The sequence below is a fragment of the Streptomyces asoensis genome (genome assembly GCF_013085465.1).
Classification (GTDB): Bacteria; Actinomycetota; Actinomycetes; order Streptomycetales; family Streptomycetaceae; genus Streptomyces; species Streptomyces cacaoi_A.
This window is the reverse complement of record NZ_CP049838.1, coordinates 7,217,273-7,234,241: the sequence shown is the minus strand read 5'-3', so window position 1 is coordinate 7,234,241 and position 16,969 is coordinate 7,217,273. Positions and strand designations below refer to the sequence as shown.

Here is a 16,969-nt window from a genome sequence, read left to right as displayed (position 1 = left end):
GGGACCGTGGAGCGGCGGCGCAGCACAACCCCGTGTTCGCCGCTCCACGGGCACGACGCGACGCGTCTCGAGCCTCAGCCGAACACGGCCAGGCTCTTCGCCTTGCCCTTCTGCTCCTCGACCAGGGCCAGGAACCGGCCCTCGGGGTCGAAGACGGCCACGGCGCCCGCGCCGACGTACGCGTCGGGCATCTCCAGGCGTACGCCGTTGGTGAGCAGCTGGGCCCGCTTGGCGTCCACGTTCCAGCGGGGGAACGCGGCGGTGGCCGCCTCGGCGATCGGCATCACGCTCAGCTCCTGCTGGAGCTGGTCGAGCGTCTTCGCCGAGTCCAGCTTGTAGGGGCCGACGCGGGTGCGGCGCAGGGCGGTGAGGTGGCCGCCGACGCCGACGTCGGCGCCCAGGTCGCGGGCGAGGGCCCGGATGTAGGTGCCGGAGGAGCAGACGACGGACACGACCAGGTCCAGGACCGGGGTGCCGTCCTCGGCGACCGCGTCACGCACGTCGTACACGGAGAAGGAGGAGACGGTGACCGGGCGGGCCGGGATCTCGAACTCCTCGCCGTCGCGGGCCCGCTTGTAGGAGCGGACTCCGTTGATCTTGATGGCGCTGACCTTGGACGGCACCTGCATGATGGCGCCGCTCAGCTTGGCGATGCCCGCGTCGATCGCGTCCCGGGTGACCTTCGAGGCGTCCGTGGACCCCGTGATCTCGCCCTCCGCGTCGTCCGTCAGGGTCGTCTGGCCCAGCCGGATCGTGCCCAGGTACTCCTTCTCGGTGAGCGCCAGGTGCCCGAGGAGTTTTGTCGCCCTCTCGATGCCGAGGACGAGGACGCCCGTCGCCATCGGGTCGAGCGTGCCGGCGTGGCCGACGCGGCGGGTCTTGGCGATCCCCCGCATCTTGGCCACGACGTCGTGCGAAGTGAAGCCCGACGGCTTGTCGACGATGACAAGGCCGTCGGGCGGGGTCTGCTTGACGTTCATCAGGCGGAGTCGTCCGTCTCGTCCTCGTCACCGGGCTTCTTGTACGGGTCGGCATCGCCGGCGTACCCGGCGCCCGCGGACACCTCTCGGACCTTCTCGTCGGCGGCACGCGCCTTGTCGAGGAGGTCGTCGATGGTGCGGGCGTTGTCCGGCAGGGCGTCGGCGACGAAGGCCAGCGTCGGCGTGAACTTCACGCCCGCCGCGCGGCCCACCTCGGAGCGCAGGACGCCCTTGGCGCTCTCCAGCCCGGCGGCCGCGGCCGCCCGCTCCTCGTCGTCCCCGTACACCGTGTAGAAGACCGTCGCCTCCCTGAGGTCACCCGTCACCCGGGTGTCCGTGATGGTGACGTGGGAGCCGAGACGCGGGTCCTTGATCCCGCGCTGAAGCTTCTGCGCCACCACCTGCTGGATGAGGTCCGCCAGCCTCTTGGCGCGCGCGTTGTCGGCCACTGGTCCGTCTCCCGTTCTGTCTTCGTCTTGCGTTCTGTGGTCGGTCAGTCGTCTTCGCCGTGGAAGCGGCGTCTGACCGACAGCAGCTCCACTTCGGGGCGGCCGGCGACCAGCCGTTCGCACCGGTCCAGTACATCGGTCAGATGCTCCGCGTCACCGGAGACCACGGCGAGACCGATCTTGGTCCTGCGGTGGAGGTCCTGGTCGTCCACCTCGGCCGCGCTCACCGCGAACTTGCGCTGGAGCTCGGCGACGATCGGACGGACGACGGAGCGCTTCTCCTTCAGCGACCGTACGTCGCCGAGGAGCAGGTCGAAGGACAGAGTCCCCACGTACATGTGTGTAACCGGTTCACCCGCCGGTACGGGATCGATGGCCCTGCCCGTCCATGGGACAGGGACATCAAGAACGGTACAACGATCCTGGCGTTGGCTCGACGGGGTTTTACCTCGCTCATGCGTCCGCCGGACGCCGTACCGGCCGGCGGGGAACGATCCCCCGCCGGCCGGTACGAACCATGGGTGCTTACACCCGCGGCTTCTCCCGCATCTCGTACGTCGCGATGACGTCGTCGATCTTGATGTCGTTGAAGTTTCCGAGGTTGATACCGCCCTCGAAGCCTTCGCGGATCTCGGTGACGTCGTCCTTGAAGCGACGCAGCCCGGAGATGGTGAGGCTCTCCGCGATGACCTTGCCGTCGCGGATGAGGCGCGCCTTGGTGTTGCGCTTGACCTCGCCCGAGCGGACCAGGACACCGGCGATGTTGCCCAGCTTGGACGACTTGAAGACCTCGCGGATCTCCGCCGTGCCGAGCTCGACCTCCTCGTACTCCGGCTTCAGCATGCCCTTCAGGGCCGCCTCGATCTCCTCGATGGCCTGGTAGATCACCGAGTAGTACCGGACGTCGACGCCCTCGCGCTCCGCCATCTGCGCCGCGCGGCCCGCAGCGCGGACGTTGAAGCCGATGACGATCGCGTCGGAGCCGGTCGCCAGGTCGATGTCCGACTCGGTGACCGCACCCACGCCGCGGTGCAGGACGCGGATGTCGACCTCTTCGCCGACGTCGAGCTGGAGCAGCGAGGACTCGAGAGCCTCCACCGAACCGGACGCGTCGCCCTTGATGATGAGGTTGAGTTCCTGCACCAGACCGGCCTTGAGGGCCTCGTCCAGGTTCTCCAGGGAGAACCGGACACCCCGGCGGGCGAAGTTGGCGTTCCGCTCACGAGCGGCACGCTTCTCGGCGATCTGGCGGGCCGTACGGTCCTCGTCGACGACGAGGAAGTTGTCGCCGGCGCCCGGGACGTTGGTGAGACCGAGGACGAGGACCGGAGTCGAGGGACCCGCCTCTTCCACGTTCTCGCCCTTGTCGTCGAGCATCGCGCGGACACGGCCGTACGCGTCGCCGACCACCATGGTGTCGCCGACCCGCAGGGTGCCTCGCTGAACCAGGACGGTCGCGACGGCGCCGCGGCCACGGTCGAGGTGGGACTCGATCGCGATGCCCTGCGCGTCCTGCTCCGGGTTGGCCCGCAGGTCGAGCGAGGCGTCCGCGGTCAGGACCACGGCCTCCAGCAGGCTCTCGATGTTGAGGCCCTGCTTGGCGGAGATGTCGACGAACATCGTGTCGCCGCCGTACTCCTCGGCCACCAGACCGAACTCGGTGAGCTGACCGCGCACCTTGGTCGGGTCCGCGCCCTCGACGTCGATCTTGTTGACCGCGACCACGATCGGCACGTCGGCCGCCTTGGCGTGGTTCAGCGCCTCGATCGTCTGGGGCATCACACCGTCGTTGGCCGCCACCACGAGGATCGCGATGTCGGTCGACTTGGCACCACGGGCACGCATGGCGGTGAACGCCTCGTGACCCGGGGTGTCGATGAAGGTGATCCTGCGCTCTTCACCGTTGACCTCGGTGGCGACCTGGTACGCACCGATGTGCTGCGTGATACCGCCGGCCTCGCCCGCGATGACGTTCGTCTTGCGGATGGTGTCGAGCAGTCGGGTCTTACCGTGGTCGACGTGACCCATGACGGTCACGACCGGCGGACGCGCGACGAGGAACTCCTCGCCACCCTCGTCCTCGCCGAACTCGATGTCGAAGGACTCGAGCAGCTCGCGGTCCTCCTCCTCGGGGCTGACGATCTCGAGGACGAAGTTCATCTCGTCCGCGAGGAGCTTCAGCGTCTCGTCGGAGACGGACTGCGTGGCAGTGACCATCTCGCCGAGGTTCATCATCACGCCGACGAGCGACGCGGGGTTGGCGCCGATCTTCTCCGCGAAGTCGGTGAGCGAGGCACCGCGCGACAGACGGACGGACTGTCCGTTGCCGCGAGGCAGCATGACGCCGCCGACCGACGGGGCCTGCATGGCCTCGTACTCCTGGCGCCTCTGACGCTTCGACTTGCGCCCGCGACGCGCGGGACCGCCGGGACGACCGAAGGCGCCCTGCGTGCCACCACGGCCACCGGGACCGCCGGGACGACCGCCGAATCCGGGACGGCCACCGCCGCCACCGAAGCCGCCGCCACCGCCGCCGGGGCCACCGCCACCGGGACGACCGGCGAAACCGCCGCCGCCACCGGGACGGGCGCCGCCACCGGGACCGGCCGGACGACCTGCGAAGCCGCCGCCACCGGGACGACCGCCGCCGCCGGGACGACCCGCACCGCCGCCACCGCCCGGACCGCGGCCGCCGGGGCCGCCGCCGGGACGCGGGCCGGCAGCGGGACGCTGCGGCATCATGCCGGGGTTGGGACGCGGACCGCCGCCGGGACGCGGACCGCCGGGGCCTGCGCCCTGCGGGCGGGGCATGCCGCCCGGAGACGGACGGGCACCGCCCGGAGACTGCGGACGAGGACCGCCGCCCTGGCCACCGGGGCCCTGCGGACGGGGACCTGCACCGGGAGCGCCACCGGGGCCGCCGGGGCGCGGGGCGCCCTGCGGACGGGGCGCCTGCGGGCGCGCCATACCGGCGTTGCCGCCGGACGTGAAGGGGTTGTTGCCCGGACGCGGACCCGACGGACGGGCACCGCCCGGACGCGGGGCACCGGCGCCACCGGGGCGCTGGCCCTGCGCGGCGGCCGGACGACCCTGACCGCGGTCACCGCGGTCACCACGGTCACCGCGCTCCTGGCCCTGACCGGGCGCGGGACGGCCACCGGGACGGGGCGCGCCGGGGCGCGGACCCTGGGAGGCCGGCCTCGGGCCGGACGACTGGGCCGGAGCGGCCGAGGCGGCCGGAGCAGCCGGAGCGGCCGGCGGAGCGGTGAACTCCGGGGCGGCCGGCGCGGGACGCGGCGCGGGCTTGGGACCCGGACGCGGGCCGGAAGCCGCCGGCGCGGGGGCCGACGGGGCGGCCGGAGCCGACGGGGCGGCGGGGGCCGCCGGAGCCGCGGGCGTCTGCGCCGCGGGAGGCTTGGGGGCGGCCGGCCGCGGTGCGGCCGGGCCCGGACGGGCCGACTGCGCCGGGGAAGGCGCGCCGGGCCTGGGGGCTGCCTTGCGCGGGGCGGGCTTGCCGCCGCCCTGGAAGGCGTCTGTCAGTTTGCGGACAACGGGCGCTTCGATGGTCGAAGACGCCGAACGGACGAATTCACCGAGTTCCTGGAGCTTGGCCATGACGGCCTTGCTCTCCACCCCGAACTCCTTGGCGAGTTCGTATACCCGGACCTTAGCCACTTCGCTCCTTTTAGGTCCGGGTGTGTCCGGACCGTCGCTACTTCATGGGCGTACTCATCGCGTGCTCATCGAGTGCTCATCGCAATCTCGACCTACTTCCAACTCGCGGGGTACCAGAGCCGCACGGAGGTTCCGTGCGACGCCTTCTTACGGTGTTGCCTGTTCGGCAACGGTCGTCTGCTCGACGTACTGGCGCAACGCCTTTGTGTCGAGCGCTCCCGGGGCTCGCAACGCCCTCGTGAACGCCCGGCGGCGTACCGCCTGGTCGAGACAGACCGGGGCGGGATGCAGATACGCACCCCGGCCGGGCAGCGTACCGCGTGGATCGGGGACGCATGCGTCCTTGATCGCCACGATGCGCAGCAGCTCCGTCTTGGCCGCCCGCTCCCGGCACCCCACACAGGTGCGTTCAGGGCATACTCCGGCGTGCGTCCGGCCAGACACTGTTAAGTCTACCTCCCCGCGGCGACCTCACCCCTTTGGGTCAGGATTCGAACAGTTGCCGCGTTACATCTGTCGTGATCTGAGCCCCGGCAGGCCGAGATCTATTCCTTCGCTGCTCGCCGGGCTACTCGGTGGGCTGTTCGATGTCCGGACGGATGTCGATGCGCCAGCCGGTCAGCCGGGCGGCGAGCCGGGCGTTCTGCCCTTCCTTGCCGATCGCCAGCGACAGCTGGTAGTCCGGCACCGTCACGCGCGCGGAGCGGGCCGCGAGGTCGACGACCTCGACCTTGGAGACCCGGGCCGGGGACAGCGCGTTCGCCACCATCTCGGCCGGGTCGTCCGACCAGTCGACGATGTCGATCTTCTCGCCGTTCAGCTCGCCCATCACGTTGCGCACCCGGCCGCCCATGGGGCCGATACAGGCACCCTTGGCATTCAGACCCGAACGGGTGGACCTGACGGCGATCTTCGTACGATGACCGGCCTCACGTGCGATGGCGGCGATCTCGACCGAACCGTCGGCGATCTCCGGCACCTCCAGGGCGAAGAGCTTCTTCACCAGATTGGGGTGGGTGCGGGAGAGCGTCACGGACGGGCCGCGCATACCCTTCGCCACCCGGACGACGTACGACCGCAGGCGCATGCCGTGCGGGTACGTCTCGCCGGGGACCTGCTCCTGCACCGGCAGGATGGCCTCCAGCTTGCCGATGTCCACGAGCACGTTCTTCGGGTCGCGGCCCTGCTGGACCACACCGGTGACGATGTCGCCCTCACGGCCCGCGTACTCACCGAGCGTCGCGTCGTCCTCGGCGTCGCGCAGACGCTGGAGGATCACCTGCTTGGCCGTGGTGGCGGCGATGCGGCCGAAGTCGGACGGGGTGTCGTCGAACGGGCGGGGCTCCTGCCCCTCCTCGAGGTCCTCGGGGTCCTCCTTCGCCCACACGGTCACATGTCCGGTCTCCCGGTTGAGCTCCACGCGCGCGTGACGGCGGCTTCCCTCGGTGCGGTGGTAGGCGATGAGGAGGGCCGACTCGATCGCCTCGACCAGCAGGTCGAAGGAGATCTCCTTCTCCCGCACCAAGCCCCGCAGGGCACTCATGTCGATGTCCACGGCTACGCCTCCTCTTCCATCTCGTTCTCGTTCTCGTCGTTCTCGTTCTGGTCGTTCTCGTTCTCGGCGTGCCGGTCGCTCTTGTCCTTGCGGTTGAACTCGACCTGCACGCGGGCCTTGTCGATGTCGCCGTAGGAGAGTCTGCGGGCGGTGGCCTTGCGGCCCTTCACGCCGGGGACCTCGAGATCGAGTCCCTCGTCGTCGACCGTCAGGATCCGGGCGACCAGCTCGCCGCCCTCGGTCAGCTGGAACCGCACCAGCCGGTCGACGGCGCGTACGTAGTGGCGATGCTCGGTGAGCGCGCGCTCCGCGCCGGGGGTGCCGACCTCGAGGGTGTACTCGCCCTCGCCCATCGCGTCCGTCTCGTCGAGCTTCGCCGAGAGCGCGCGGCTCACATCGGCGATCTGGTCCAGGTTCGCTCCGGAGTCGGAGTCGACGACGACGCTCAGCACCCGCTTGCGTCCGACGGAGTCCACGGTGATCTCTTCGAGATCCAGTCCCTGGGAGGCGACGAGCGGTTCCAGGAGCTCTCGCAGCCTCTCGCTCTGGGTGGTGCTCATCCGGGTGACTCCTCGGCCGCGTGTGCTGTTGTGGGATGGGGCGCGTGTCTGGTCAAAGGGTATCCGGTCGCAAGGTGTGTTGCCGTCCACCTGTGCACGGAGGGTGGCGGCCCCTCGCGGGGCGGTGCCGCTGAGTGGTACGGGGCGGCCGCGCGGGTACGGTGATCACGGGCCCGCCGCCCACCAGGACGCCAGTTCCGTACGAGTTCCCCGAGGACGCCTGCCGTGCCCTTGCCCCTCCCCTCGCGCACCCCCTCGGGGCCGCGCAGAAGATCCCTGCTCGCGTCGGCCGCGGGAGCCGCGCTGCTCGTGGGCTGCTCGTCCGGTACGGAGGAGTCCGAGGAGAGCGCGAGCGGCAGCCCGTCGGCCACCGAGCGGGCACGCGCGCGTGCGGCCCAGGAGAGCGGCGGGCTGGTGGCACGGTACGACGCCGTGCTCGCCGTCCTTCCGGCGCTGGCGGGGCGGCTGGGGCCGCTGCGGGCGGAGGTCGTACGGCACGTGGAGGCCTTCGGAGGCGCCGCAACGGAGTCCCCCTCCGCCACGAAGTCCGCCACCGGCTCCCCCGTCTCCCCCACGGCTTCCTCGACGCACTCCGCCTCGGTTCCGCCGGCCGATCCCTCGGCCGTGCCGTCCGCCGTGCCGATCACCGACACGGACGCGCTCGCCGCGCTGGCCGCCGCCGAGCGCGCGCTCGCCGACCGCAGGGCCACGGAACTGCTGGACGTCCCGGGCGAACTGGCCCGGTTGCTGGCCTCGGTGGCGGCGGCCGGTGCGGCGCACGCCTATCTGCTGACGGAGGGGACGCGATGAGTGAGGCCACGAGCGCGGAGTTGACGGCACTCCAGGCGGCGCTGGCCGCCGAACATGCCGCCGTGTACGGGTACGGGGTCGTCGGTGGACGGATCCAAGAGGGCCGGAACGCCGAGGCACGGGCGGCCTACGACGCGCACCGGGCGCGCCGGGACGCGCTGGTGCGCGAGGTGCGCGACCTGGGGGCCGAGCCGGTCGCCGCGAGTGCCGGGTACGCGCTGCCGTTCCCGGTGCCGGACTCCGCGGCGGCGGTCCGGCTCGCGACCGAGCTGGAGGAGCGCGTGGCCGGGGTGTACTCCGACCTGGTGCGGGCAGCCGGGGACGCACGACGCCGGGAGGCCGCGGGCGCGCTGCGCGAAGCGGCGGTCCGTGCGGTGCGCTGGCGCGGCGGGAGCGTAGCCTTCCCAGGTCTCGCCGAGCGGACCGGTACGGATCCGGCCACGGGCTCGGCGTCCGCACCGGCAGGGGCCACGCCTCCGGCGGCGGCAGCGCCCTCGGGCACACCAGCGGCTTGACCCGAAGCAGGAAGGGAACGACTCGCGCATGGCTTTCGAACCGCCGCAGCGTCTGGTCAGGGCGCTCGGTGAGACGGCACCGGACGGTGACGGCTGGTTGGAGAAGCTGCCGGAGGCGGCCCGACAGGCCGTCGCTCTACGCGAGTTGACGGTCGATCGGGTGCAGGTACCGGGCGGCCGGACCAGCCTGGTCGTGCTCGTGCGGCGCGCGGACGGGACACCGGCCGTGCTGAAGCTGGCCCCACCCCGGTTCCGGCCGGAGGCGGAGCGGGCCGCGCTGGCGCACTGGGACGGCCTGGGCGCCGTCCAGCTGCTGGAAGGGCCGCAGACTGCGGGGGCACTGCTGCTCGAGCGGCTGCATCCCGATGTGTCGGTGCGGTCGCTGGCGGAGGCGAAGGCCCTGCTGGAGGCGGCGGGGACGTTGCGGCGGCTGTGGGTGGAGCCACCGGCCGGCCACTCCTTCGAGTCCGTGGCCGACCGGACCGGGCGGCAGGCGCAGGCGATGCGGGCGAGCGCCGAGGCCGAGCCCGAGGTGGCCGCCTTGGTGGACGCGGCGCTCGCCGCCCGTACGGAGCTGCTGGCGGAACCGCCCGAACACCGGCTGCTGCACGGCACGTTCCGGCAGAGCAAGGTGCTGGCGGGCGAGCGGGTGCCGTGGCTGGCGGTGGGGCCGGATCCGGTGGTCGGCGAGTGCGCCTTCGACCTGGCCCGGCTGGTCCGCGACCGGGTGGAGGACCTGATCGCCTCGCCGTCCGGGGCGGCGACGACCCGGCGCCGGGTGAAGCGGCTCGCGGAGTCGCTGGAGCTGGACCAGGAGCGGCTGCGCGGCTGGACGCTGTTCCGGGCGGTGGAGTCGGGTCTGCGGGCGCTTCGGGTGGGACGACCCCGGGATGCCGAGTTGTTGCTGGAGTTCGCCGGGTGGCTCTGAGGGGTCACACCGCGATGCTCCGCATCGCCCGACTTCGCAGCCTCGCCGTCTCGGAGGACGCGACGCTCAGTCGAGACAGAACTCGTTGCCCTCGATGTCCCGCATCAGGATGCACGACTCGTTGTGGTCGTCGGCAAGCAGCACGTGCACGCGTGTCGCGCCGAGCGCGACCAGTCGTGTGCACTCGGCCTCGAGCGTGGCCAGGCGCTGTTCACCCACGAGCCCGGTACCGACTCGCACGTCGAGATGCACCCGATTCTTGACGACCTTGCCTTCGGGGACGCGCTGGAAGTACAGCCGCGGGCCCACGCCTGACGGATCACCGCAGGCGAACGACGCGCCCTGCCGCTCAGGCGGCAGCGAGCGATCGAAATCGTCCCACGTGGCAAACCCCTCCGGCGGCGCCGGTACGACGTACCCCAACACCTCGCACCAGAAGCGAGCGACGCGCTCGGGTTCTGCGCAGTCGAAGGTGACTTGGAACTGCTTGATCGAGGACATCGGCGCACCCTAGCAGGGGCACGCCGTCGTTCATTTCCCGATGGGGATCCGCACTTCAGGGGGTTGCGCCGGCCGTCATTCTCAGGGCCAGCACGGGGCAGTCGGCCGCCGCTCTGCGGGCTCGTTTCACCGTGCGCGCCGGGACGGGAGTGCGGTCCACCAACGGGTAGCCCCACTCGTCCAGCGTGATGTGTTCCGGTAGGAGTTCCGCGCAGAGGCCGTGGCCCTGGCAGGCGGTCCAGTCGATGTCGATGTGCTGGTCCGTGCTCATGGGTCAGCCCTCCTCGGGGACGGGCAGCAGGGGCGAGTGGTCGGTCGCGGTGCAGTGGCCCCGGGCGTGTGCGTCGACCTCGGCGGCGAAGGTGGTCAGGGCGCTGCGGACCAGGCGGACGGTGCCGTCGGGGTGGTGGCAGGCGCCCCGGCCCTCTACGAGGCCCGACCAGCGGGCCAGATCGGCGCGGACGGTGCCCTGGGGGCCGGGAGCGGCGAGGGTGCGGAAGGCGGTGGCGATGCGGGGCAGGCCGTTGAGGCAGGGACCGCACTGGCCGGCCGACTGGAGGGCGAGATAGCGCAGGACGCGCGCGGTCTCGGCGAGGCCGCAGCGGTCGCCGGGCAGCGCGGCGAGCACGCCCGCGCCCAGGTAACCGCTGTCCAGGGTCAGTTGACCCGCCTCCGGGGCGGGGATCCAGGTGCCGTGGTAGCCGCCGACCAGCACCGCCTGGGCGCCTTCCAGCGGCAACAGCCGACCCAGGGGCAGGCCGTAGGGCGCCTCCACCACCCGGGGCTCGCGGCCCGGCACATGGACCGTGCACAGCACGCTGCCGGGCTGGGTCGGGGTACCGGCCGTGCGGTACCAGTCGGCGCCGTAGCGGGCGACCAGGGCGAGGTGGGCCAGGGTCTCGACGTTCTGGACGAGGGTCGGGGCCCGGTGCACTCCGCGCTCGCGGACCGGCGGGCGCTGATGGGTGGGCAGGGCCACGCCGCCGGAGACGTACCGGGCGAGGGCCGCGGCCTGGCCGGAGAGGAACGACTTGGGCAGGCGGACGACCTTCACCGGCAGCGGGTCCGCGGTGCGCTGGGCAAGGGCGGATTCCAGCCAGGTCGCGCCGTCCTCCACGGCGAGGTACGCCTCCCCCGCGCCGACCGTGCGGGCCGCCAACTGGAGCCCGTCCAGGACGAGATGGGGTGACAGGCGCAGCAGGGCCTTGTCCTTGCGGCTGGCCGGTTCGCCCTCGGCGCCGTTGGCCACGACGACGGGAGCGCGGCCGGTTCGCCGGCCGGCCTCCGCGACGGAGACGAGCTTGCGGTACGTCGGGAAGCCGGCCCCGCCGCGCCCGGTGAGGCCGGACTCGGCGACCGTGCGGAGCAGGCTCTCGGGGTCGTCGTGGGACAGCGGGCCGTAGCGCTGGTGGTGGGTGGCGAGGTCGGCCGGGGTGGCGCCGGGGGCGAGGAGACGTGGGGGCATGTGGAGGTCCGGGAAGGTGGCGGTCACGGTCGGGCTCCTTCGGCGGTGCGCAGGAGGGCCGCGGGGGTGCGGCGGCCGGCGCGGACGGCGTGTGCGAGGCGGGCGGCGAAGGCGGCGACCGCCGTGGCCACGCAGGCGACGGTCAGCCAGGTCATCCAGTCGGCGCCGGTGTCCGTGCCGATGCCGATGCCGTGGACGAGCGCGACCGGCCAGGAGGCGTACGCCAGCCGGTGGACGGTCCGCCAGGCGCGGTGGCCGAGGCGTTCCCGCAGCAGGCTGGTGACCAGGACGGCGAGCATCAGGTCCAGGGCGACCGTGCCGAGGCCGAGCCAGAGGGGCTGGTAGTCGCCGACGAAGGGGACGAGGACGTCCACGACGGTGATGTCGACGTAGCCGTCCACGACCGCGGCGGTGATGTGCAGGGCCAGGAAAGCGGTCGCGGAGAGGGCGAGCGTGCGGTGCAGGCTCATCGTGCCGAAACGGGGGAGCCCCGGAAGCCGGGTTCTCGAGCGGACCGCGACGCCGAGCAGGACGACGACCGTGAAGAGGACGAGGCAGACGGCGCCGGTGGCACGGTTGGCGTACCAGAGGGTCTCGGAGGTCACGCGGCCGGCTCCCGCTCCAGAGCGACCTGGGTGGGCCAGCCCGGCGTGGTGACGACGGTGCCGTTCTGGGCCACCAGACGCGCCGGCAGCCGCCGCCGTTGCAGCCACCGCTCCGCGCCCGCGCCCTTCACCAGGGCCGCCGTGCTCGCCGCGTTGGCGTCGGCGCAGGTCGCGGCGGCGACGGAGACCGTGCGCCAGGGCGAACGGACCGGCAGGCCGGTACGCGGGTCGACGATGTGGTGCAGATCGTGACCGCCGCGCCGCCAGCGCCGGGCGGTCGTGCCCGAGGTGGCCAGGCCTCCACCGCGCAGGCCCACGGAGTCGTAGGGGCCCTCGGCGGGGGTTTCGTCGACGGATCCCGTGACGTCCTGGACCCGGATCTGCCAGCCGCCAGCCGGCGGCTCCCCCGCGACGGCCGTGTCGCCGCCCAGACTCACCAGGACTCCGCAGCCGGCCGCCGCGGCCAGCGTCCCCGCGGCCCGGTCGGCGGCCCACGCCTTGGCGGTGGCGCCCAGGTCGAGGCGGATGCCCTCGGGGACGGCCACCGTGCCGGTCGCCCGGTCCAGGCGCACGGTGCGCCAGCCGGGGGTGCGCCGGACCGTGAGCCGGACCGGGCGGTCGTCCTCGCGGACGAGGGTGAAGTCGCGGTCGTAGCCGAGGGCGTCCATCGCGGAGCCGACGGTGGGGTCGACCGTCCCGTCGGTCGCCTCGGCCGCGCGCAGGGCCACGTCGAGGGCCTCGGCGAGCAGCGGACTGACCCGGACCGGGCGGCCGGCGGTGCCGTCGAGGGCGGCCAGTTCGGAATCCGCGCGGAAGCGGCTGCACGCCGCGTCGACCTCGGCGAGGTGCCGGGCGAGGAGCAGGTTGCACGACTCCAGCAGGGCCGGGTCGGTGACGACCAGGCGGACCGTGGTGCCGAGGGCCCGCCACTCCGCGGCGGCCGTGGTGCGGGTCTCGAGGGAGGCGCTCATCACGACGCTCCCGAGGTGGAGTCGGTGGAGCCACCGGAGGAGGAGGTGAGACCGCTGTCCGAGGAGGAGCTGCTGCTGTCGGAGGACGACGAGCCGCTCGACGAGCTGCTCGACGAGGAGTCCGTACCACTGTCGGTGCTGCTGCTGCCGGTAGTGCCGGTGTCCGTGGAGCTCGTGTCTGTGGAGCTCGTGTCTGTGGAGCTCGTGTCTGTGGAGCTCGTGTCTGTGGAGCTCGTGTCTGTGGAGCTCGTGTCTGTGGAGCTGGTGTCCGAGGAGCTCGAGCTGGAACCGGAGCTGGAGCTGGAGTTGCTGGTCGTGCTGCTCGCCGTCGTCTCGGCGTCGGCCTGCATGGTGCCGACCAGGGCGAACACCCCGGCCGCCGCCGCGAGCGTGACCGCCGCGGCCAGGGCGGCCGTACGCCGCGCACCTCTGCGGACCGCTGCCGCGGCCCCCCGTTCCTCTTCCCTGGTCGCCATGACCGTTCCCCTCCGCAGTGACGTTCTGTCACGTCCTACGGTCGGGGAACGGCCTGAGAGAAGTCTGTGAGGCAGCCATACGCCCCGACAGAACTCTCTGAGACGTTGCTTTAAATCACGCCGTCAGCCGGGCGATCGCCTCGTCGACCGTGAGCTCCTCGCGCTCGCCGGTCCTGCGGTCCTTCAGCTCCAGGACGCCCTCGGCCGAGCGACGGCCCGCCACCAGGATCTTCGGCACGCCCATCAGCTCGGAGTCGGTGAACTTCACGCCCGGGGAGACGCCGGCCCGGTCGTCGACCAGGACGCGCAGACCGGCCGCGCGCAGCTTCTCGGAGACGTCGAGCGCCAGCTCGGTCTGGAGGGCCTTGCCCGCCGCGACGACGTGTACGTCGGCCGGGGCGACCTCGGCGGGCCAGCACAGGCCCTTCTCGTCGGCGCTCTGCTCGGCGAGGGCGGCGACCGCGCGGGAGACACCGATGCCGTACGAGCCCATGGTCACGCGAACCGGCTTGCCGTTCTGGCCGAGCACGTCGAGCTTGAGGGCGTCGGCGTACTTGCGGCCCAGCTGGAAGATGTGGCCGATCTCGATGGCGCGGTCCAGCTTGAGGCCGGTGCCGCACTTCGGGCAGGGGTCGCCTTCCTGGACGACCACGACGTCGACGTACTCGCCGACCTCGAAGTCCCGGCCCGCGACGACGTTCTTCGCGTGCAGGCCCTCCTTGTTGGCGCCGGTGATCCAGGCGGTGCCCGGGGCCACGCGCGGGTCGGCGATGTACTTCACCTTGTCCAGACCCTGCGGGCCGACGTAGCCACGGACCAGGTCCGGGCGGCCCACGAAGTCCTCGGCGGTGACCAGTTCGACGGCCGCCGGGGCGAAGTGCGCCTCGACCTTGCCCAGGTCGACCTCGCGGTCACCGGGGACGCCGACGGCGACGATCTCGCCGTCGACCTTCACCAGGAGGTTCTTCAGGGTGGCCGAGGCCGGGACGCCCAGGTGGGCGGCGAGGGTCTCGATGGTGGGGGTGTCCGGGGTCGGGATCTCTTCGAGAGCGGCCACGCCGTCGGCGCCCACGGGCTTCAACTCGTACGTGATCGCCTCGGTGTTGGCCGCGAAGTCGCAGTTCGGGCAGTCGGCGAAGGTGTCCTCGCCGGCGCCGGCCGGGGCGAGGAACTCCTCCGACTTGGAGCCGCCCATCGCGCCCGCGGTCGCCGCGCAGATGCGGTAGTCCAGGCCGAGGCGCTCGAACACCTTCTGGTACGCCTGGCGGTGCAGGGCGTAGGACTGCGCGAGACCCTCGTCCTCGGTGTCGAAGGAGTAGGAGTCCTTCATGAGGAACTCGCGGCCGCGCAGGACGCCGGCCCGGGGGCGGGCCTCGTCCCGGTACTTGTTCTGGATCTGGTAGAGGATGACCGGCAGGTCCTTGTAGGAGGACGCCTGGTCCTTCACGATCAGCGTGAAGATCTCCTCGTGGGTGGGGCCGAGGAGGTAGTCGCCGCCCTTGCGGTCCTTGAGGCGGAACAGCTCCGGGCCGTACTCGTCCCAGCGGCCGGTCGCCTCGTACGGCTCCCGGGGCAGGATGGCGGGGAGCAGCACCTCCTGGGCGCCGATCGCGTCCATCTCCTCGCGGACGATGCGCTCCACGTTGGAGAGGACCTTCTTGCCGAGCGGCAGCCAGGACCAGATGCCGGCGGCGGTGCGGCGGACGTAGCCGGCGCGGACGAGGAGCTTGTGGCTCAGGACCTCGGCATCCGCAGGGTCGTCGCGCAGCGTCTTCGCCATCAACTGGGACATGCGCTGGACCGGTGCGTTCGCCATGGTTCTCGTACTCCTGCCGGAAAAGGGTGGTGGCTAGGAGGTTAGCCGGGAGCGTGGCGGGCCGGAAATCCGTTACCCGCGCAGGAGGGGCAGCGGGGCGCCCATCACCGCGTACGGGCGGGGGGCGCTGGGGAACAGCACCCGGCGGGCCAGGTCCTGGTAGCCCAGGGAGTGGTAGAGCGCCCGGGCGGGGCTTTCGGTGTCGATCGCGGAGAGGATCGAGCGGGGTTGGGTCGCGGTGTCGGTGATCGTGGTGATCAGGGCCCGGCCCGCGCCGCGGTTCTGGTGGGCGGGGTGGACGTGCAGTTCCGTGATCACGAAGGAGTCGTCCAGCCAGTGCTCGTTGCCCTGGGCCCGGAGGTAGGGCTGGACGACCGTGGACCACCAGTGGGTGCGGTCGTTGGGCATGCCGTAGACGAAGCCGACGAGTCGCTCTGCGACGGTCGCGCCGAAGGCTCTCGCACCCGGGTGCGCCATGTGGCGCAGGACGATCTGCCGGCGGACGGCCACCTCGTCGGGGCCCAGTCCGAAGGCGATCGCTTGGACGGCCAGGGCCTCGTCCACATGGGCGGGGAGGTCCAAGGGGCCGATCACGAGGTCCATGGCGGGGAGCCTACAGGGGCACTAAAAGAGGACGCTCATGAAAGCGCCGACCTCCTGGAAGCCCACCCTCCTGTAGGTGCGCCTCGCCGTGGTGTTGAAGTCGTTGACGTAGAGGCTGACCACCGGGGCCACGTCGGCCAGGGCGTAGCGCAGGACCGCTGCCATGCCGGGGGCGGCCAGGCCCTGGCCCCGGTACTCCGGGGCCACCCACACACCCTGGATCTGGCAGGCGTGGGAGGTCGCCGCGCCGATCTCCGCCTTGAAGGCGACCCTGCCCCGGTCGTCGAGGCGGGCGAACGAGCGCCCGGAGCCGACGAGTTCGGCCACCCGGGCCTGGTAGAGCAGGCCTCCGTCGCCGGCCATCGGGGAGACGCCGACCTCCTCGGTGAACATCGCCACGCACGCCGGCATGATCGTGTCCATCTCGTCCTTGCGGACCCGGCGGACGTAGGGGTCCGGGGCGATGTCGGTGGGCATGCGGTCGGTGACCATGAGGGGCTGTTGGGCGCGGACCTCGCGGGCCGGGCCCCAGTGGGGTTCGAGGAGGCGCCACAGCTGGGTCGTGGGCTCGGCGGGGCCGACGATCGAGGAGCAGCGGCGGCCCGCCCGGCGGGCGCGGTCGGCGAAGGCCCGCACCGCTCTCGGTGTCGCGCAGATCGGGACGAGGTTGGCGCCCGCGTAGCAGAGGGACGTCAGCATGCCGTCCTCGTACCAGCCCCACATCTCGCCGCCGAGCCGCCACGGGTCGAGGCCCGCGACCTGTACGCGGGACGTGACGAAGGCGTTGGCGACCGGCTCGCGGTCCAGGACGGCGAGCGCGGCGTCCAGGTCGCTCGGTTCGAGGACCCGGGATGTGGTCTGGGTCAACACGCGCGGGGCCTCACACTCAGGTCTGCTGATCCCCGCACTGTACCTGCGGAAGCTGGGCGGTGCCGACCTGTGTTCAGCTGGCGTTCGTCTGCTGTGACCGTCGGGTGTCGTGCCGTCCCCTGGGGGCTGCCGCCCCCAGACCCCCGCTGTCGGCCTGAACGGCCTCGTCCTCAAACGCCGGACGGGCTGA

The 16,969-nt window shown here is 72.2% G+C and carries 19 protein-coding genes; 4 read left to right on the top strand and 15 right to left on the bottom strand.

Annotated elements, in window-relative coordinates; translation table 11 throughout:
• Positions 1-74: 74 nt before the first annotated feature.
• The 7 genes from truB to rimP form a co-directional block, all read right to left on the bottom strand.
• Entirely contained in the window at positions 75-980 is a 906-nt protein-coding gene (truB, locus tag G9272_RS32650) for a tRNA pseudouridine(55) synthase TruB (protein ID WP_171399837.1), read from the bottom strand.
• Entirely contained in the window at positions 980-1,429 is a 450-nt protein-coding gene (gene rbfA / locus G9272_RS32645) for a 30S ribosome-binding factor RbfA (RefSeq protein WP_054239652.1), read from the bottom strand. Before rbfA ends, truB begins: the two co-directional genes overlap by 1 nt.
• Positions 1,430-1,473: 44 nt before the next feature.
• Positions 1,474-1,767 carry a DUF503 domain-containing protein gene (locus tag G9272_RS32640; protein ID WP_062641530.1) on the bottom strand — a complete coding sequence of 98 codons (294 nt, stop codon included), beginning with the start codon at positions 1,765-1,767 and terminating at the stop codon, positions 1,474-1,476.
• Positions 1,768-1,954: 187 nt separating this feature from the next.
• Positions 1,955-5,104 (bottom strand): translation initiation factor IF-2, encoded by a 3,150-nt coding sequence (gene infB, locus G9272_RS32635; RefSeq protein WP_171399836.1) that lies wholly within the window; start codon positions 5,102-5,104, stop codon positions 1,955-1,957.
• Between the two features lie 147 nt (positions 5,105-5,251).
• Positions 5,252-5,548 (bottom strand): YlxR family protein, encoded by a 297-nt coding sequence (locus G9272_RS32630; RefSeq protein ID WP_171399835.1) that lies wholly within the window; start codon positions 5,546-5,548, stop codon positions 5,252-5,254.
• A gap of 124 nt (positions 5,549-5,672) precedes the next feature.
• Entirely contained in the window at positions 5,673-6,659 is a 987-nt protein-coding gene (gene nusA / locus G9272_RS32625) for a transcription termination factor NusA (RefSeq protein WP_171399834.1), read from the bottom strand.
• 2 nt (positions 6,660-6,661) lie between these two features.
• Positions 6,662-7,219: a ribosome maturation factor RimP gene (gene rimP / locus G9272_RS32620; RefSeq protein WP_171399833.1), complete on the bottom strand. Its 558-nt coding sequence runs from the start codon at positions 7,217-7,219 to the stop codon at positions 6,662-6,664.
• 225 nt (positions 7,220-7,444) lie between these two features.
• On the opposite strand from rimP, the gene G9272_RS32615 reads away from it, so the two are divergent.
• Genes G9272_RS32615 through G9272_RS32605 form a run of 3 tightly spaced genes read left to right on the top strand, consistent with a single transcriptional unit; the run spans position 7,445 to position 9,472 of the window.
• Complete coding sequence (locus G9272_RS32615) at positions 7,445-8,029, top strand: hypothetical protein (RefSeq protein WP_171399832.1); 585 nt, start codon at positions 7,445-7,447, stop codon at positions 8,027-8,029.
• Entirely contained in the window at positions 8,026-8,544 is a 519-nt protein-coding gene (locus tag G9272_RS32610; protein WP_171399831.1) for a ferritin-like domain-containing protein, read from the top strand. The genes G9272_RS32615 and G9272_RS32610 overlap by 4 nt, the downstream gene beginning before the upstream one ends.
• Before the next feature lie 28 nt (positions 8,545-8,572).
• Positions 8,573-9,472, top strand: a complete 900-nt coding sequence (locus tag G9272_RS32605) for an aminoglycoside phosphotransferase family protein (protein ID WP_171399830.1) — start codon at positions 8,573-8,575, stop codon at positions 9,470-9,472.
• A gap of 66 nt (positions 9,473-9,538) precedes the next feature.
• Here the strand turns inward: G9272_RS32605 and G9272_RS32600 are convergent, their stop codons facing one another.
• Genes G9272_RS32600 through G9272_RS32580 form a run of 5 tightly spaced genes read right to left on the bottom strand, consistent with a single transcriptional unit; the run spans position 9,539 to position 13,014 of the window.
• A complete protein-coding gene (locus G9272_RS32600) occupies positions 9,539-9,973 on the bottom strand; it encodes a VOC family protein (protein ID WP_171399829.1) in 435 nt (144 codons plus the stop codon).
• Between the two features lie 55 nt (positions 9,974-10,028).
• Positions 10,029-10,244 (bottom strand): ferredoxin, encoded by a 216-nt coding sequence (locus tag G9272_RS32595; protein ID WP_171399828.1) that lies wholly within the window; start codon positions 10,242-10,244, stop codon positions 10,029-10,031.
• Between the two features lie 3 nt (positions 10,245-10,247).
• A complete protein-coding gene (locus G9272_RS32590; RefSeq protein WP_171399827.1) occupies positions 10,248-11,465 on the bottom strand; it encodes an NADH-ubiquinone oxidoreductase-F iron-sulfur binding region domain-containing protein in 1,218 nt (405 codons plus the stop codon).
• Complete coding sequence (locus G9272_RS32585) at positions 11,462-12,043, bottom strand: ferric reductase-like transmembrane domain-containing protein (protein ID WP_171399826.1); 582 nt, start codon at positions 12,041-12,043, stop codon at positions 11,462-11,464. Before G9272_RS32585 ends, G9272_RS32590 begins: the two co-directional genes overlap by 4 nt.
• On the bottom strand, positions 12,040-13,014 hold the full coding sequence (locus tag G9272_RS32580) for an FAD:protein FMN transferase (protein ID WP_171399825.1): 975 nt from the start codon (positions 13,012-13,014) through the stop codon (positions 12,040-12,042). Before G9272_RS32580 ends, G9272_RS32585 begins: the two co-directional genes overlap by 4 nt.
• Before the next feature lie 15 nt (positions 13,015-13,029).
• Here G9272_RS32580 and G9272_RS45535 point away from each other — a divergent pair, with 15 nt between their 5' ends.
• The gene (locus G9272_RS45535; RefSeq protein WP_253268005.1) at positions 13,030-13,560 is read left to right on the top strand and encodes a hypothetical protein; all 531 of its coding nucleotides are present in this window, start codon (positions 13,030-13,032) and stop codon (positions 13,558-13,560) included.
• A 45-nt stretch (positions 13,561-13,605) separates the two neighbouring features.
• On the opposite strand, the gene G9272_RS32570 is transcribed toward G9272_RS45535, so the two are convergent.
• The 3 genes from G9272_RS32570 to G9272_RS32560 all read right to left on the bottom strand — a co-directional run bounded on the left by G9272_RS32570 (position 13,606) and on the right by G9272_RS32560 (position 16,779).
• Entirely contained in the window at positions 13,606-15,306 is a 1,701-nt protein-coding gene (locus G9272_RS32570; RefSeq protein WP_171399824.1) for a proline--tRNA ligase, read from the bottom strand.
• Positions 15,307-15,378: 72 nt separating this feature from the next.
• Positions 15,379-15,909 carry a GNAT family N-acetyltransferase gene (locus tag G9272_RS32565; protein ID WP_171399823.1) on the bottom strand — a complete coding sequence of 177 codons (531 nt, stop codon included), beginning with the start codon at positions 15,907-15,909 and terminating at the stop codon, positions 15,379-15,381.
• A gap of 21 nt (positions 15,910-15,930) precedes the next feature.
• Positions 15,931-16,779 carry a GNAT family N-acetyltransferase gene (locus G9272_RS32560; protein ID WP_171399822.1) on the bottom strand — a complete coding sequence of 283 codons (849 nt, stop codon included), beginning with the start codon at positions 16,777-16,779 and terminating at the stop codon, positions 15,931-15,933.
• Positions 16,780-16,969 lie beyond the last annotated feature (190 nt).

Bases quoted from the DNA above. Each gene is read 5' to 3' on its own strand.
- truB (WP_171399837.1), bottom strand. From the start codon at position 980: ATGAACGTCAAGCAGACCCCGCCCGACGGCCTTGTCATCGTCGACAAG.
- G9272_RS32640 (WP_062641530.1), bottom strand. From the start codon at position 1,767: ATGTACGTGGGGACTCTGTCCTTCGACCTGCTCCTCGGCGACGTACGG.
- rimP (WP_171399833.1), bottom strand. From the start codon at position 7,219: ATGAGCACCACCCAGAGCGAGAGGCTGCGAGAGCTCCTGGAACCGCTC.
- G9272_RS32610 (WP_171399831.1), top strand. From the start codon at position 8,026: ATGAGTGAGGCCACGAGCGCGGAGTTGACGGCACTCCAGGCGGCGCTG.
- G9272_RS32605 (WP_171399830.1), top strand. From the start codon at position 8,573: ATGGCTTTCGAACCGCCGCAGCGTCTGGTCAGGGCGCTCGGTGAGACG.
- G9272_RS32600 (WP_171399829.1), bottom strand. From the start codon at position 9,973: ATGTCCTCGATCAAGCAGTTCCAAGTCACCTTCGACTGCGCAGAACCC.
- G9272_RS32595 (WP_171399828.1), bottom strand. From the start codon at position 10,244: ATGAGCACGGACCAGCACATCGACATCGACTGGACCGCCTGCCAGGGC.
- G9272_RS32580 (WP_171399825.1), bottom strand. From the start codon at position 13,014: ATGAGCGCCTCCCTCGAGACCCGCACCACGGCCGCCGCGGAGTGGCGG.
- G9272_RS32570 (WP_171399824.1), bottom strand. From the start codon at position 15,306: ATGGCGAACGCACCGGTCCAGCGCATGTCCCAGTTGATGGCGAAGACG.
- G9272_RS32565 (WP_171399823.1), bottom strand. From the start codon at position 15,909: ATGGACCTCGTGATCGGCCCCTTGGACCTCCCCGCCCATGTGGACGAG.